General features: G+C 71.8%; 14 protein-coding genes. 8 read left to right on the top strand and 6 right to left on the bottom strand.

Annotated features, from left to right (window positions below; genetic code table 11):
- Positions 1-158: 158 nt before the first annotated feature.
- Positions 159-653, bottom strand: a complete 495-nt coding sequence (locus ACWC5O_RS22540) for a DUF3145 domain-containing protein (RefSeq protein ID WP_145883325.1) — start codon at positions 651-653, stop codon at positions 159-161.
- A gap of 255 nt (positions 654-908) precedes the next feature.
- Here ACWC5O_RS22540 and ACWC5O_RS22535 point away from each other — a divergent pair, with 255 nt between their 5' ends.
- A complete protein-coding gene (locus tag ACWC5O_RS22535; RefSeq protein WP_450591192.1) occupies positions 909-1,805 on the top strand; it encodes an SGNH/GDSL hydrolase family protein in 897 nt (298 codons plus the stop codon).
- 15 nt (positions 1,806-1,820) lie between these two features.
- Complete coding sequence (locus ACWC5O_RS22530; RefSeq protein ID WP_450591191.1) at positions 1,821-2,828, top strand: aldose epimerase family protein; 1,008 nt, start codon at positions 1,821-1,823, stop codon at positions 2,826-2,828.
- 83 nt (positions 2,829-2,911) lie between these two features.
- On the opposite strand, the gene ACWC5O_RS22525 is transcribed toward ACWC5O_RS22530, so the two are convergent.
- Entirely contained in the window at positions 2,912-5,389 is a 2,478-nt protein-coding gene (locus tag ACWC5O_RS22525) for a beta-glucosidase H (protein WP_450591189.1), read from the bottom strand.
- Positions 5,390-5,453: 64 nt separating this feature from the next.
- Between ACWC5O_RS22525 and ACWC5O_RS22520 the strand changes: the two genes are divergently transcribed.
- Together ACWC5O_RS22520 and ACWC5O_RS22515 are read left to right on the top strand one after the other, a co-directional pair.
- A complete protein-coding gene (locus ACWC5O_RS22520; protein WP_450591197.1) occupies positions 5,454-6,035 on the top strand; it encodes a TetR/AcrR family transcriptional regulator in 582 nt (193 codons plus the stop codon).
- Between the two features lie 189 nt (positions 6,036-6,224).
- The gene (locus tag ACWC5O_RS22515) at positions 6,225-7,532 is read left to right on the top strand and encodes a pyroglutamyl peptidase (protein ID WP_450591187.1); all 1,308 of its coding nucleotides are present in this window, start codon (positions 6,225-6,227) and stop codon (positions 7,530-7,532) included.
- On the opposite strand, the gene ACWC5O_RS22510 is transcribed toward ACWC5O_RS22515, so the two are convergent.
- Positions 7,522-8,313 carry an EI24 domain-containing protein gene (locus ACWC5O_RS22510; protein ID WP_450591186.1) on the bottom strand — a complete coding sequence of 264 codons (792 nt, stop codon included), beginning with the start codon at positions 8,311-8,313 and terminating at the stop codon, positions 7,522-7,524. The genes ACWC5O_RS22515 and ACWC5O_RS22510 overlap by 11 nt on opposite strands.
- Positions 8,314-8,378: 65 nt before the next feature.
- Positions 8,379-8,816, bottom strand: coding sequence for a MarR family winged helix-turn-helix transcriptional regulator (locus tag ACWC5O_RS22505; RefSeq protein ID WP_450591184.1), 438 nt, complete (start codon positions 8,814-8,816; stop codon positions 8,379-8,381).
- 90 nt (positions 8,817-8,906) lie between these two features.
- On the opposite strand from ACWC5O_RS22505, the gene ACWC5O_RS22500 reads away from it, so the two are divergent.
- Positions 8,907-9,905 carry an NADP-dependent oxidoreductase gene (locus tag ACWC5O_RS22500; protein ID WP_450591182.1) on the top strand — a complete coding sequence of 333 codons (999 nt, stop codon included), beginning with the start codon at positions 8,907-8,909 and terminating at the stop codon, positions 9,903-9,905.
- A 107-nt stretch (positions 9,906-10,012) separates the two neighbouring features.
- Positions 10,013-10,441, top strand: a complete 429-nt coding sequence (locus ACWC5O_RS22495) for an organic hydroperoxide resistance protein (RefSeq protein ID WP_450591181.1) — start codon at positions 10,013-10,015, stop codon at positions 10,439-10,441.
- A gap of 179 nt (positions 10,442-10,620) precedes the next feature.
- Here ACWC5O_RS22495 and ACWC5O_RS22490 read toward each other — a convergent pair whose 3' ends face one another.
- Both ACWC5O_RS22490 and ACWC5O_RS22485 read right to left on the bottom strand, forming a co-directional pair.
- A complete protein-coding gene (locus ACWC5O_RS22490; RefSeq protein WP_450591180.1) occupies positions 10,621-11,778 on the bottom strand; it encodes a serine hydrolase domain-containing protein in 1,158 nt (385 codons plus the stop codon).
- A gap of 255 nt (positions 11,779-12,033) precedes the next feature.
- On the bottom strand, positions 12,034-13,026 hold the full coding sequence (locus ACWC5O_RS22485) for an SCO2400 family protein (protein ID WP_450591179.1): 993 nt from the start codon (positions 13,024-13,026) through the stop codon (positions 12,034-12,036).
- A gap of 201 nt (positions 13,027-13,227) precedes the next feature.
- On the opposite strand from ACWC5O_RS22485, the gene ACWC5O_RS22480 reads away from it, so the two are divergent.
- Positions 13,228-14,385 (top strand): mandelate racemase/muconate lactonizing enzyme family protein, encoded by a 1,158-nt coding sequence (locus ACWC5O_RS22480; protein ID WP_450591177.1) that lies wholly within the window; start codon positions 13,228-13,230, stop codon positions 14,383-14,385.
- A complete protein-coding gene (locus ACWC5O_RS22475) occupies positions 14,382-15,386 on the top strand; it encodes a zinc-dependent alcohol dehydrogenase (RefSeq protein ID WP_450591175.1) in 1,005 nt (334 codons plus the stop codon). Before ACWC5O_RS22480 ends, ACWC5O_RS22475 begins: the two co-directional genes overlap by 4 nt.
- The last annotated feature ends 57 nt before the right edge of the window (positions 15,387-15,443 follow it).

Below are 15,443 nucleotides of genomic sequence, written 5' to 3'. Positions count from 1 at the left end.
GGGGCGCTCGATGACTAGCGGCCCCCCTCCACACCCGGCGGGGTGGAAACCCCCCCCCCCGCGCCTCGCTAAGCTCCTGGCCACAGCCAGTTGATCACTGTGTTGCAACGACCCCTGGAATTCGCCGCAGGCGGGGGCCCTTCCTCATGTCCCGGTACTCACACCACCTGGTGCAGCCACCGCACCGGTGCTCCCTCTCCCGCATAGCGGAACGGCTCCAGTTCGTCGTCCCACGGCTTGCCGAGGAGCTTGGAGAGTTCTGCTTCCAGGTCGGTCTCTCCGCGCTGGCTGCGGAGCAGGGCCGCGCGGAGGCGGTCCTCGGGGATGAGGATGTCGCCGTGGATGCCGGTGACGGCGTGGAAGATGCCGAGGTCGGGGGTGCAGCTGTAGCGCTCGCCCTCGGCGGTGGGGCAGGGCTCCGCGGTGACCTCGAAACGCAGGAGGTGCCAGCCGCGCAGGGCGGAGGCGAGCTTGGAGGCCGTACCGACCTCGCCCTGCCAGGAGAACTCCGAGCGCCAGGTGCCGGGGGCCGCGGGCTGCCGGATCCAGTCGAGGTTGACGCGCGTGCCGAGCACCCCGGCGACGGCCCACTCGACGTGCGGGCACAGCGCGCGCGGCGCGGAGTGCACGTACAGAACTCCACGTGTCGTCACCGGAACCTCCGGGCAGAGCGGGACATCTTGCGGACTGGCTGGGCGGCAGTGGCGCGACGGCCGCGTTGATGGCGAGGCTACCCTGCGGCGGCGCAAGGAGTGTGACGTACTGTCGGTCCCGGCGCCAGGAAACTCCCGCCATTCACCCAGGGGGACGCTTGTACGGGGGTGCGCCGTTCCAAGGTTCCGGGCCGGGAACCCTCGCGCGTTGTTATGTGAGGGAGCACTGCACGTCGAGCGAGGGGATCAGCAGGGATGCGGAAGCGAAGCCACCGTGCGCGGGCTGCCCTTGCCGTCGTGACGGCGGCCGTGCTGAGCACGGCGGGGTGTGACGCCTTCGGTGGTGGCGGCGATACGAAGGATTCCGGGGCGAGCGCGTCCCGTCCCTCGGCCCGGCCCACGCCGGTGTGGAACCGCAGCCCGGACTCGATCGCCGCGGTCGGGGACTCCATCACCCGCGGGTTCGACGCGTGCACGGTGCTCTCCGACTGTCCCGAGGTGTCGTGGGCGACGGGCAGCGACGCCAAGGTCGACAGCCTGGCGGTGCGGCTGCTGGGGGTGACGGGGGCGGCGGAGCACAGCTGGAACTACGCGGTGACCGGTGCCCGGATGGCCGACCTGCCGGAGCAGATGACCCAGGCGGCCGCCCGCGGCCCCGAGTTGGTGACGGTGATGATCGGCGCGAACGACGCGTGCCGTTCGTCGGCCCGGGCGATGACGTCGGTGGCCTCCTTCCGCGCGGACTTCGAGGAGTCGCTGGCCACTTTGCGCGCGGCGCTGCCGAAGACGCAGGTGTACGTGGCGAGCGTGCCGAACCTGAAGCGGCTGTGGTCACAGGGCCGGACGAACCCGCTGGGCAAGCAGGTCTGGAAGCTGGGCATCTGCCCGTCGATGCTGGGTGAGGCGGACGACCTGACCGGCAGGGCCACGCTGCGCCGGGACAAGGTGCAAAAGCGGGTGGAGGCCTACAACGCGGTGCTGAAGGACGTGTGCGCCAAGGACCGCCGCTGCCGCTTCGACCGGAACGCGGTCTTCGACTACCGCTTCGACACGGAGCAGCTCAGCCACTGGGACTGGTTCCACCCGGGCCGGAACGGCCAGGCCCGGCTCGCCGAGATCGCCTACCGCACGGTGACCGCGGAGAAGCCGTGACCTAGGGTTTCCCACATGAGCGAACTTTTCGGCACACTTTCCGACGGCACCCCGGTGCACCGCTGGACGCTGGAGCGGGCCGGGGTGCGGGTGCGGGTGTTGTCGTACGGCGGGATCGTGCAGTCGGTGGAGGTCCCGGACCGATGGGGGTCCCCCCGCTCGGGCGAAGCCGAGAGTGAGGGAGGGCGTACGGCGGACGTGACGCTGGGGTTCCCGGGGCTCGACGGCTACCGGGAGCACCCGGAGCCGTATCTCGGCGCTCTGGTCGGCCGGTACGCCAACCGCATCGCGGGCGGCCGCTTCCCGCTGGACGGCTGCACGTACGCGCTGGAGCCGAACAGCCCGCCCAACTCGCTGCACGGTGGCGTACAGGGGTTCGACAAGCGGGTGTGGGAGGTCGAGCCGGTCGAGCACGGGCTGCGGCTGAGCCGGGTGAGCCCGCACGGCGAGGAGGGCTTCCCGGGCCGGCTGGAGGTGACGGCCACGTACACGCTGGACGCGTCCGGCGCGCTGCGGATCGCCTACGAGGCCGTCACGGACGCGCCGACCGTCGTCAACCTCACCAACCACACGTACTGGAACCTGAGCGGCTCCGGCCACGCGGGCGGCCACGAACTGCGGCTGGCCGCCTCCCGTTACACCCCGGTGGACACGGACCTGATCCCAACGGGAGCACTGGCGGACGTCTCCGGCTCCCGCTTCGACTTCCGTACGGCCCGCAAGGTGGGCTCCGGCTACGACCACAACTTCGTGCTGGACAAGGGTGTCACCGAGGCGGCCGAGGAGGTGGCCGAGCTGTACGACCCGGCATCGGGCCGGGTGCTCACCGTGGCCACGACCGAGCCGGGCCTCCAGCTCTACACCGCCGACCACCTCGCGCCCCCCTTCGCCCCCGGCGGCGGCATCGCCCTGGAGACCCAGCACTTCCCGGACTCCCCCAACCACCCGGACTTCCCGAGCACCGAGCTGCGGCCGGGCGAGGTCTTCCGCTCGGAGACGGTGTACGGCTTCTCGGTCCGCTGAATGAGCCCCGGTCCAGGGGTCAGGTCCCGGACCGGGGCTGCTCGTGGGGGACTTTGTCCCCGGTGTGTGGGGACTGTCCCGGATCAGACGTTAATCGTCGCGGTGAGCTTGTGGTCGGTGATCGAGCGGGCGGCGGTGATCTCGTACGAACCCTTCACACATGCCCACGCCTTCGCCGTGTCGTCCCAGACCTCGAAGGCACGGCGGGCCAGTTCGATCGTCACCTCGACGCTCTCGCCGGGTCCGGCCTCGGCGCCCGCGAATCCGGCCAGTACGCGTGCCGGGCGCCCGGCGTCGGGCTCGGCCGGGGAAAGGTAGACCTGGACGACCTCGCGGCCGGGGCGCTCGCCGGTGTTGCGCAGGCGGATGCGGGCGGTGGTGCCGTCCGTCTCCAGGGCCTCGTAGGTCCAGTCGGTGTAACCGAGGCCGTGGCCGAAGGGGTACGAGGGTGCACGGCCGGCCTTCTCCCAGGCGCGGTAGCCGATGAACACGTCCTCGGTGTAGGGCAGTTCACCACCGGCGGGGACGACCCGGGTGACGGGGGCGTCGGTGAGGGAGCCCCAGGTGGTGGGGAGGCGGCCGCCGGGCTCGTGGGCGCCGGTCAGCACGTCGGCGAGGGCGGCGCCGCCCTCCTGGCCGGGGAACCAGGTCAGCAGCACGGCGGCGACCTCGTCGCGCCAGGGCAGTTCGACCGGGGAGCCGGAGTTGACGATCACGACGGTGTTCGGGTTGGCGGCGGCGACGGCGCGGACCAGGTCGTCCTGGCGGCCGGGGAGGCGGAGGTCGGTGCGGTCGAAGCCCTCGGACTCGACGCGGTCGGTGGTGGCGACCACGACGACGGCCGTGTCGGCGCCGCGTGCGGTCTCGACGGCCTCGGCGATCAGCTCGTCGGGGTCGCGCTGGGGACCGGAGTGGGCGAGGCCGAAGGTGATGACCTTCATGGGGATGTTCTCGGGGAACCGGACGACGTGGGTCAGGGAGACGTCGACCGGCTCGCCCGCGGTGAGTTCGGCCTGGGCGCGGGGCGCCGGGGGCGCGAAGAGGGTCTCGAAGGGGTCCTCGCTCTCGGGGCGCTGGACGTCGTCGTAGTACGTCGTGCCGTCGACGGTGAGGGTGAAGGCGCCCATGCCCTTGATGCCGAAGGTGTGCGGGCCGGACTCGCGCGGGGTGAAGGTGCCGGTCAGCTCGACGGTGTGGAGGATGTCGTGGGCGACCCCTTCGGGGAGGTCGGCGCCCATCCACTGGATCTGGCCGCCCGGGGCGGTGCCCGTGCCGATGACGTTGCCGTCGGTGCCGCGGCAGACCGCGCGGAGCGTGAAGCCCTGGCCGGCGGGGGCGAGTTCGGTGGTCGGGTCGGCGCCGACGGCGTAGGTGAGGGTGCCCTCGGGGAGGGCGGCGGTGAGGCCGTCGAGCGGGGAGACGGTCCGAGCGGGGAAGACGGTGGCGGAGCCGCCGCCGAGGATGCGGGCGTCGCGGGCGGCGGCGCCGATCAGGGCGACCGTGCCGGCCTTCAGCGGGAGTGCGCTGTTCTCGTTGCGCACGAGGACGAAGGAGCGACGGGCGATCTCGCGGGCCAGGGCCTCGCCGTCGACCGGCGCGGGCGGTTCGGCGACGACCGGTTCGGCGCCGTCCAGGATGCCGACGCGGGCCGCGAGGCGCAGTACCCGGCGGACGGCGGCGTCGACGGTGGCCTCGGCGACCCGGCCGTCCCGGACGGCCCGGGCGAGGGCCTCGCCGTAGACCGTCTCGGGGCCGGGCATGGCGACGTCGAGGCCGCCCTCGATGTCGCCGACGGTGTCGCGGGCGGCCATCCAGTCGGAGACGTTGAAGCCGTCGAAGCCCCACTCGCCGCGCAGGACCTCGTTGACCAGGTGGTGGTGCTCGGTCATCGTCGTGCCGTTGACCTGGTTGTAGGCGGTCATGATCCCCCAGGGGTGGGCGTTCGCGACGATCGCCTCGAAGGGGGCCAGGTACAGCTCGCGCAGGGCGCGTTCGGAGACCAGGTTGTTCACGGTGAAGCGGTCGCTCTCGGCGTCGTTGGCGACGAAGTGCTTGACGGTGGCGCCGACGCCGCCGGACTGGACGCCGGTCACATAGCCGGAGCCGATCTCGCCGGTCAGGTACGGGTCCTCGCTGTACGCCTCGAAGTGGCGGCCGCCGAGCGGGGAGCGGTGCAGGTTCACGGTCGGCGCGAGCAGCACGTGGACGCCCTTGCGGCGGGCCTCCTGGGCGAGCAGCACGCCCGCCCGGCGGGCGAGGGCCGGGTCCCAGGTGGCGGCGAGCGCGGTCGGCGAGGGCAGGGCGACGGACGGGTCGTCGGCGGTCCAGCGCACGCCGCGGACGCCGATCGGGCCGTCGGACATGACGAGGGACTTCAGGCCGATCTCCGGCAGGGCGGGCAGGGTCCACATGTCCTGCCCGGCCAGCAGCCGCGCCTTGGCGACGAGATCGAGCCGTCCCAGCGCGGCCTCCACGACCGTCTCGCGGGCCTCGTCTGCGCGCGCCTCGTCTGTCTCCGCCACAGCGGTACCTCCTCGCTGAGTGCCTTGGATCCCGCACATCCTGCATCCACTACCTGTAGATCGGTAGGTTTTGTCATCTTGCCGTTATATTTCCCTGGTGGGAATGCCGTACGGTGACGTCATGAACGCGAGGGTCAGGAGCGAGGAGCGGCGCGCGGAGATCGTGGGGGCGGCCCTGGAGGTGATCGCCGAGCGCGGCTACCGGGGGGCGAGCCTGGCCGCGGTGGCCGAGCGGGTCGGGCTGACCCAGCAGGGGCTGCTGCACCACTTCCCGACGAAGGACGCCCTGCTGGTCGCCGTGCTCCAGGAGCGGGACCGGTGGGACGCGGTGCCGGACACCCGGTGGCGGGTCGACCTGCTGGCCTCGCTGGTCGAGTACAACGCGATGCGCCCGGCCATCATCCAGACCTTCTCGGCGCTGCTCGGCGAGAGTGTGACGGAGGGTCACCCGGCGCGCTCCTACTTCAGCGAGCGCTACGCCCGGGTCCGCGAGAGCATGACGGCGGTCCTGCGCACCGAGTACGGCGACCGGTTGCCGGGCGGCCTCACCCCCGAGCGCACCGCCCCCCTGCTGGTCGCGGTGATGGACGGCCTCCAGTACCAGTGGCTGCTGGACCCGGAGTCGGTCGACATGCCGGGCGCGTTCCGGGACTTCCTGCGCCTGCTGGGCGAGCCGGTGGAGTGAGGGTCACTGGTCCAGACCCGACCGAGGGCACCGCCGCCACGACTTCGATCTCCGCCTCCGCCTCATCCCGGCTCTGCTCGGCAAGGCCGCACGGCTGCCCCGCACCATGGCGTAGACCATCCCCGCACGCGATACTTCCGCCGTCCCCCGCACCACGCACCACACAGCGACGGAAGGATCCCGGCTCCCGTGACCTCGTTACGCATTCGGACCGCCGTGCTCGGCATGGCTCTGCTGGCCGGTCTGTCGGCTCCCGCGACGGCGGCCTGCGCCTCCCGGGCGGCCATCCCCTCCCCGACCGTCGAAGAGCAGCGGCTCGACAAGGCAGTGCCGCAGGAGATCCTCCGTCGCTCAGGATTCGACGACGTGGCACCGGAGTTCGCCGACGCCCTGGAGCGCGCCCGCTCCTACGCGCAGGCCCGCCGCATCGTCGTCCGCGAAGGGTCGGCACTGTGGCGGCGGGCCGTGGACCGGGCGCAGGGGCGGGGGCCGGCGGAATCAGAAGGGCGCGGGGCGCTTCCTCGGAAGGGTGGTGGTGAGCGACGGGCGGCCCTGAGCCGGGACGACGACCGGCCGCTGTACTGGGCGCGCCTCGGGATGACCCGACAAGTGCACACCTGGCAGCCGGAGTTCGGCCTCACCGACGTCCAGCGCGCATCCCTGCTGGAGCAGTTGGAAAGCACCTCACGTGGCCAGACCGACATCCGCTATCCCGGGCAGCCGCACCTCAGGCGTGTCCTCCTCACCGGCTTCGACCCCTTCACGCTCGACCGGGACATCCGTATCTCCAACCCCTCCGGGGCGAGCGCGCTGGCGCTGGACGGCACGGTGATCGAGACGGCCGAGGGTCCGGCCCGGGTGGAGACGGCCGTGTTCCCCGTGCGCTGGCAGGACTTCGCGGACGGCACGGTGGAGCGGACGCTCCGGCCCTACCTGCCGAAGGTCGACCTGTTCACGACCGTGAGCCAGGGCCGGGTCGGGCGCTTCGACATCGAGCGCAGCAACGGCGCCTGGCGGGGCGGCTTCCCGGACAACGACAACGTCTCCCGCACCGAGACCGTCCCCGTCACCGATCCGGCCGCGCAGCCCCAGTGGACGGCCACGACCCTGCCGTACGCCGCCATCACGGCCGCGGACACGGGCCGGTTCCCGGTGTACGACCACACGGAGGTGACCGAGATCCCGGCGGGCGGCACCGATGCCGTCGTACGGCCGGACGGACCGACCGCCGGCTCGACGGCCCGTGCGGGAGGCGGCGGCAACTACCTCTCCAACGAGATCGCCTACCGCGCGACCCTGCTCCGCGACCGGCTGGGCCTGCACGACACGCTGCCGGGCGGCCATGTGCACACACCCGTGCTGCAGTTCGGCACGGGCAACACCGACCCGGCGACGGGCACGGTGACCGACCCGGAGTTCGTCCGGAACCGGCTGGACATCATCGCGCAGGTGCGGTCGATCGTGACGGTGGCGGCAGAGGCCACGTTCAGGAGGTGACCCGCTCGCCGTCCTCGGCGTCCTCCTCCTCGGTGCTCTCCTCGCCCAGCAGGTCGCGGGCGAGGAGGGTCGCCCCCGCGACCGCGCCCGGCATCAGGAACACCGCGACGAACGGGACCAGGAAGGCCAGGCCGAGGGGCGTGCCGAAGCCCCAGACCAGGCTCTTGCGGGAGCGGAGCAGGGTGAGGCGGGCGCGGAGTTCGACCCCGCGGCGCTGGAGGGCCACGGCGGTCAGTTCCTCGGTGAGGAAGAAGCCGGTGACCAAGAAGCCGAGCACCGGGACGACCGTCTGGCCGACCACGGGCAGGAAGCCGAGGGCGAAGAGCAGGACGCCCCACAGCAGGGCCCGGACCAGGATCCGCAGGCTGTCGCGGGCGGAGATCCACAGCTCGCGCCAGAGCGGGAGGCCGGACCGGGGTGCGGTGCCGTCGGGCGAGACGTCCTCGTCGACCTTCTCCGACAGGCTCTCGTAGAAGGGCTGGCCGACCAGCAGGGTGACGGCCGTGAAGGTGAGGACGGCCAGCAGCAGGCCGAGCGCGAAGAGGACGGCCGTGAGGAAGCCGCGGAACAGGCCCTGCCAGGGGCTCGACCAGTCGTCCGCGAACGGGGTCGCCCAGGCGACGCCGTCCTCGCCCCACACGGCGAGCGCGACCAGCGCCGCCGCGTACAGGACCAGCGTGATCAGGCCGGGCAGCAGGCCGAAGCCGTACTGCTTGCCGTGTCGGCCCACCCACCGCTGGCCCTTGAGGAGATAACCGAAACCCACCCCGAGATCGCGCATGGGGAAACCCTATCGGGGGACGCCGTTGGCTTGTTCATGACCTTGTCCCGGTCGGCGAGCGGGCGCTACGCGTCCAGCATGCGGCGCAGCAGGTCCCTCAGGGAGCTTCGCTCCTCGTCGGTGAGGCCGGCCAGGGGTTCGCGGGCGAAGCGGAGGCCCTCGCGCAGGTCGCGGGCGAGCCGGAGGCCCTCGTCGGTGGCGGCGGCCAGCTTCACCCGGCGGTCGGCGGGGTCGGGGCGGCGCGCCACCAGACCGCGCGCCTCCAGGCGGTCCACGATCCCCGTCACGTTCGACGGCTCGCACTTCAGCTTCTGGGCCAGCTTGCGCATCGGCAGCGGCTCCAGCGACAGCAGGCTGAGCAGGCGCGCCTGCGGACCGGTCAGTGCGTGCTCGCCCGCCGCCAGCTCGTAGTCCGCGTAGAAGCGGGCCACGACGTCGCCGATCAGTTCGACGACCTCCATGGTCAGGGCGTCGGGGCGGCGGGTCTTCTCTGGAGTGGACATGCACTCCAGAGTACTCCGTTACTTGACATCATGAAATATTCAGGCGCATGGTTGTTTCAGCTTCTGAAGTAAATCTGGAAAGGCACCGACATGATCAACCGCGAATGGCACCTGCTCAGCCGCCCCGTCGGCTGGCCCAAGCCCGAGGACTTCGCCCTGGTCGAGGCACCCGTGCCGGCCATCGGCGAGGGCCAGGTACTGGTGCGGAACAAGTACCTCTCCGTGGACCCGTACATGCGCGGCCGGATGAGTGACGCCAAGTCGTACCTCCCGCCCTTCGAGCTGGGCAAGGTCATGCAGGGCGGCGCGGTCGGCGAGGTCGTCGAGTCCAACGCCGAGGGCATCGCGGTCGGCGACCACGTCCTGCACTTCTTCGGCTGGCGCGAGTACGCGGCCGTGGACGCGAAGCAGGCCGTCAAGGTCGACCCCGCGGCCGCGCCGCTGTCGACGTACCTCGGCGTGCTCGGCATGACCGGCCTGACCGCCTACGCCGGCCTGCTGCGCACCGCCTCCTTCAAGGAGGGCGACGTGGTGTTCGTGTCCGGCGCCGCGGGTGCCGTGGGCAGCCAGGTGGGACAGCTCGCCAAGCTCATGGGCGCGTCGCGGGTCATCGGCTCGGCCGGGTCCGACGAGAAGGTCAAGCTGCTGGTGGAGGAGTACGGCTTCGACGCCGCGTTCAACTACAAGAAGGGGCCGGTGAGCGAGCAGTTGCGCGAGGCCGCTCCCGACGGCATCGACGTGTACTTCGACAACGTGGGCGGCGACCACCTGGAGGCGGCCATCGGCTCGCTCAACCAGGGCGGCCGGATCGCGATCTGCGGCATGATCTCGGTCTACAACAACACCGAGCCCGCGCCCGGACCGAAGAACCTCGTCCGCCTGATCCAGACCCGTGGCCGCATGGAGGGCTTCCTGGTCGGCGACCACTACGACCTGCAGCCGCAGTTCGTGGCCGAGGTCGGTCCGTGGGTGGCGTCCGGGCAGCTGAAGTACCGCGAGACCGTCGTCGAGGGCATCGAGAACAACCTGGAGGCGTTCCTCGGGGTTCTGCGCGGCGACAACACCGGCAAGATGATCGTCAAACTCTGACGGGCCCCGACCCTGGCCTGAACTTTCCGACATGCGGTAACTTCTTTCCGAAATCCGCCGTCGATCGTGGGCGCGAGTCGCGGCGGACCGAGGAGGAAGACAACCGCATGCCCAGCACCCCAATCAGTCGTTCTGACGTCCTGTACACCGCCGTCGCCACCGCGGAGAACGGCCGCGACGGCCGGGTCGCCACCGACGACGGCAAGCTCGACGTCGTCGTGAACCCGCCCAAGGAGATGGGCGGCAACGGCGCCGGTACCAACCCCGAGCAGCTGTTCGCCGCCGGGTACAGCGCCTGCTTCCAGGGCGCGCTCGGGGTGGTCGCCCGGCAGGAGGGCGCCGACGTCTCCGGCTCGACCGTCACCGCGAAGGTGGGGATCGGGCGGAACGAGGAGGGGTTCGGGATCATCGTGGAGATCTCCGCGAGCATCCCGAACGTCGAGGAGAGTGCCGCGCGGGAGCTGGTCGAGAAGGCGCACCAGGTGTGCCCCTACTCGAAGGCGACGCGTGGCAACATCACCGTGACGCTGGTCTGAGAACCGTCGTTGCGTACAACGGCAGCCGCATCCTTGGACGTGGGGTGCGGCTGCGCTGCGCCGGCTTGGCGCGGGTGGCGTCTGCCGGGTGCGGTTGAGAGTGAGAGTGCGGGTGCGGGTTGTCGTTGGTTGCTCGCGCCCACGCGGCGGAGCCGCATATCGATACAGCCCCGCGCCCCTTAAGGAGTCAGCGCCGCCCGGTGTAGTGCCGCCACCAGCCTTTCGTTCTCTGGTGCCGCCCCTCCCGGGAAAGCGAACCGTCGGCGCGTGTAGCCGTACGCCAGGCCGCTGCGGGGGTCCGCGAAAGCCTGGGAGCCCGCCGCTCCGCTGTGGCCGATCGCGCCGGCGCCCAGGAACGGGTGCCAGGTGTCGGATGTGGCCTGGAAGCCGAGGCCGTACGACTTGTGGGTGCGGGCCACCAGGTCGTACCCGACGGAGTGCGGCTGGCCGAACTCCGCGACCGTGTCCTCCTTCAGCAGCGGTGCCTTGCCGTCGACCTCGCTGATCATCGCCGCGTACATACCGGCCAGGCCGCGCGCCGAGGCGACGCCGCCCACCGAAGCCGGGCCCTTGGCGCGGACGCCGCGCTCGTTCGGCAGGGCGGCCAGGTCGGTCGGCTCGGGCGTGTGCCGGTTGTAGGCGATCGCGGAGAGGCTGTGCGGTCCGGACGGCAGCGCGTCGAGCACCGCCTGCTGCTCGGGGGTCGGCAGCATCGGCTGGACCGTGCGGAAGCGGGGCTCGTGGGAGACGGGCAGGCCCAGGTGGAAGCCCAGGGCGTAGGGGGCGCGCACCCGCTCCTCGTACAGCTCCTGGATCGTGCGGCCCGTCGCCCGCCGGACGACCTCGCCGGTCAGCGCGCCGATCACCAGGGCGTGGTAGCCGAAGGCCGTGCCCGGCCGCCAGAACGGCCGCTGGTCGGCGAGGCGTTCGGCCAGCGCCCGGTCGTCGGCCAGCTCGGCCGCGCTGAAGCCGGTGTCGGTGCCGACCAGGCCCGCGCGGTGCGCGAGCACGTCGCGCAGGGTCAGCGCACCCTTGCCCTCGGCGCCGAACTCCGGCCAGTAGTAGGTGACTTTGCGGTCCAGCTCCAGCGTGCCGTCCTGCACGAGCAGGGCCACGACCAGATGGGCGGCGCCCTTGGTGGACGAGAACACGCCGTACAGCGAGTCCCCGTCGACGCCCTCACCCGCCCACAGGTCGACGACCGGCCGGCCGTGGACGTAGGCGCACAACTGCCCCTCGTAGTCGTCCCGCTCCTCGGCGACGAAGGCGGCGAACTCCTCGCGCACCGCTTCGAATCCCTCGGCGACCGTGCCGTGCACGGTGATCCCCTGCGTCATCCGCTCTCCTCCACTGAGCCGCTGCTCGCTGCTCCCCCTGTGCACAACGCCCGTTCCGCCGTCGCGCGTTCCCTAGATCGTGTACGGCGAGATGTACCTGTCCGACTCAACCGCCTCGGAGGCGGGTCGGTGTCATCGATACCCCGGATGGCCGATGGCACGGGGTGGTACGTGACAGGGGGGATCCCAGTGAGGGATCAGAGGGAGGGATCAAAAAGAGAAATCGGAAGTACGGCACACCGGGGAGCGGCCTGCCTACGTGCACCACCACAGGAAGCGGTTGCACGTCTTCGTCGGTGACGGCTCCGGTGTCGGGTCCGAGGTCGTCGGGCCGGCCGTGGGGGTGGACGCCGGGTGGGAGGTGGCCGGGGCGGTCGGCGTCGGGGTCGGCCCGCCCGCGCCCGTCGTGGCCGACTGGTCCGCCTGGTCCGTGGCGGACGGGGACTTGGAGGCCTTGTCCTTCGGGGACTTGGAGGCGGAGGCCGAGGCCGAGGCGTCCGGGGAGGCGGAGGCGCCCGCCCTGCCGGCGGCCCCCGAGGTGTCGTCGAGCGGGTTCGCCGTCCGGGCCGGGGACGCGGAGGACGTGCCGCCGGCCGCGGACGTGTCCGCGGACGTCGCCGGCTCGTCGCCGGAGAACGGGGAGAAGGGGGCGTCGGTGCCGAGTTCGGCGACGCTGAGGCCGCCGGCCGCCAGCACGAGGCCCGCGGCGATCAGGACGGTACGACGGCGGCGGCGCCGGTGCGCGGCGGCCTTGCGATCGCGACGGCTGGCATCGGCGGCACCTGGGCCGCTGTCCGCCTCGCTTCCGCCCGTGGCTCCACCGCGGCCCCGGCCGCGCGCCTGCCGCCGGGCGGCACGGCCCACGGGGGCGTCGTCGGCGTCGTCATGCGCGTCGCCGTGGGCGTCGTCAGGGGTGTCCTGGTCGGCGCGTTCGTCCGGGCCGGTGTGGGCGTCCGAGCCGTCGTACGCGTACCGCTCCGCGTCCGCGTACGCGTCCGCCGCCTCCGCGGCGCCGAACTGCGTGGGCACGCGGGGGGACTCGTGGGGGTAGTAGGCGGCCTGTCCGGCGTACGGCTGGGCCGCTGCAGTCGTGAAGGTTTCCTGACCGTACGGACTCGCCGTCGCGCCCGCGTGTCCGTGCGCGACGGACGCGTCCGCGCGCGCGGCGAGAGAGGGCGCCGGCGCGCCGCACCCGGGGCAGGCCAGGGCGCCGTTGAGGTGCCGTTGGCACGGGTGGCAGAAGTCCATGACGCCGGAAGACTAGATTCCCCGCCGGTCACGTTCCTAGGCGCCGCTGTGAAGGTTTCGTGCGGGACCGAAAAGGTTCTCGAAAGCCTTGTCGAAACCGTTACCCGTTCGACCCATTGACACCCCTGCCGCGCCGTCCTTACTGTCACGCCAGCATTTCGAACGTGTGACGAAATCTCGAACAGCTGAGGGGCAACTGCCGTGCGCATCACCGGAATCAGCACACACGTGGTCGGGACGCCGTGGCGCAACCTGACCTACGTCCAGGTGCACACCGACGAAGGGATCACGGGAGTCGGCGAGACCCGGATGCTCGGTCACACCGACGCGCTGGTCGGCTACCTGCGAGAGGCCGAGGCCAACCACATTCTCGGATCGGACCCGTTCGCTGTCGAGGACCTCGTACGCCGCATGAAGTACGGCGACTACGGCCGGGCGGGTGAGATCGTCATGTCCGGCATCGCGGTCGTCGAGATGGCCTGCTGGGACATCAAGGGCAAGGCCCTCGGCGTGCCGGTGTGGCAGCTGCTGGGCGGCAAGGTCACCGACAAGGTCAAGGCGTACGCCAACGGGTGGTACACGACCGAGCGAACGCCCGAGGCGTACCACAAGGCCGCCCAAGGGGTGATGGAGCGCGGGTACAAGGCGCTCAAGATCGACCCGTTCGGTACCGGGCACTTCGAGCTGGACCACGAGCAGACCCTGTACGCCGTCTCGCTCATCGAGGCCGTGCGCGACGCCATCGGTCCGGACGCCGAGCTGATGCTGGAGATGCACGGCCGCTTCTCCCCCGCCACCGCCGTCCGGCTCGCCCACGAGCTGGCGCCGTTCAAGCCGGCCTGGCTGGAGGAGCCGGTGCCACCGGAGAACCTGAAGGCGCTGGAGAAGGTCGCCGCCAAGGTGGACATCCCGGTCGCCACCGGTGAGCGCATCCACGACCGGATCGAGTTCCGTGAGCTGTTCGAGAGCCAGGCCGCGGACATCCTCCAGCCCGACGTCGGCCACATCGGCGGCATCTGGGAGACCCGGAAGCTGGCCGCCACCGCCGAGACCCACTACATGCTGGTCGCACCGCACAACGTGGGCGGGCCCGTGCTGACCGCCGCCTCGCTCCAGGTCGGCTTCACCTCCCCGAACTTCAAGATCCTGGAGCACTTCAACGACTTCGCGGACGCGGAGATCAAGAAGGTGGTCAAGGGGGCGTCGGAGGTCGTGGACGGCTACTTCCACCTCACCGACAAGCCCGGCCTCGGCGTCGAGCTGGACACCGACGCGGCCGCCGAGTTCCCGCAGCAGCAGGCCCGGTTCGACCTGTGGGCCGAGGGCTGGGAGCAGCGCAGGCCGAAGGGCGCGAAGTGATTTCCCAGGTCCTGGTCGAGGCGCCGGGCGCGCACCGGGTCGAGGAGCACACGCCCCGCGATCCCGGTCCCGGCGAGGCGCTGGTCGCCGTGCACGCGGTGGGCATCTGCGGCAGTGACCGCGAGGTGTACCAGGGCAACCGGCCCGAGGGATACGTGCGCTACCCGCTCACGCCTGGCCACGAGTGGTCGGGGACCGTGCGCGCGGTGGGTGCGGGCGTGCCGGAGAGCCTGGCCGGCCGCAAGGTCGTCGGCGAGGGCTTCCGCAACTGCCAGGTGTGCGACCGCTGTCACGCGGGCGAGACCACGCTGTGCACGGCCGGGTACGAGGAGACCGGGTTCACCCAGCCGGGTGCCATGGCCGCCACGCTCACCCTGCCCGCCCGGCTGCTGCATCCACTGCCGGACGACGCCGACCTGACCGCCGCCGCCCTCCTGGAGCCGGCCGCGTGCATCGCGGCCGCCGCGCTGAAGGCGCAGGCCCAGCCGGGCGAGCGGGTCGCGGTGGTCGGCACGGGGACGCTCGGGATGTTCGCCGTGCAGTTCCTGAAGGCGATCTCGCCGGTGGAGCTGCTCGTCGTGGGCACCCGGGGCGACCGGGAGGCGCTGTCCCGGCAGTTCGGGGCGACCGACTTCCGCCTCAGGAACCAGCAACTGCCCGACGACTTCGACGTGGTGATCGAGACCGCCGGGTCCGCGTCCGCCGCGCGCACCGCAGCCTCCCTGCTCAGGCGCGGCGGACGCCTGGTCCTGACGGGCATCCCGGCGCCGGGCGCCGACGGGCTCGACCCGACCGATCTCGTCGTACGGCAGCTGGAGGTGCACACCGTCTTCGGGGCCCCGCCGGACGCCTGGGCGCACGCCGTGCGGGTGTTCGGCGCCGGGCTGCTGGACCCACTGCCGCTGGTCACGCACGAGCTGCCACTGACCGAGTTCCCGCAGGCCATCGAGCTGGTGGGAGCCGGCGATCCGAAGGTGGGCAAGGTGCTGCTCCGCCCCTGACGTACGCCGGTCGGGGCGTGACCTGACGGCGCCCTGACCGGCGTACCACCAAGGCCT

The organism is Streptomyces sp. NPDC001450, from assembly GCF_053597295.1.
The sequence above is the reverse complement of the archived record's forward strand: the minus strand, read 5'-3'. Positions and strand labels throughout refer to the sequence as shown.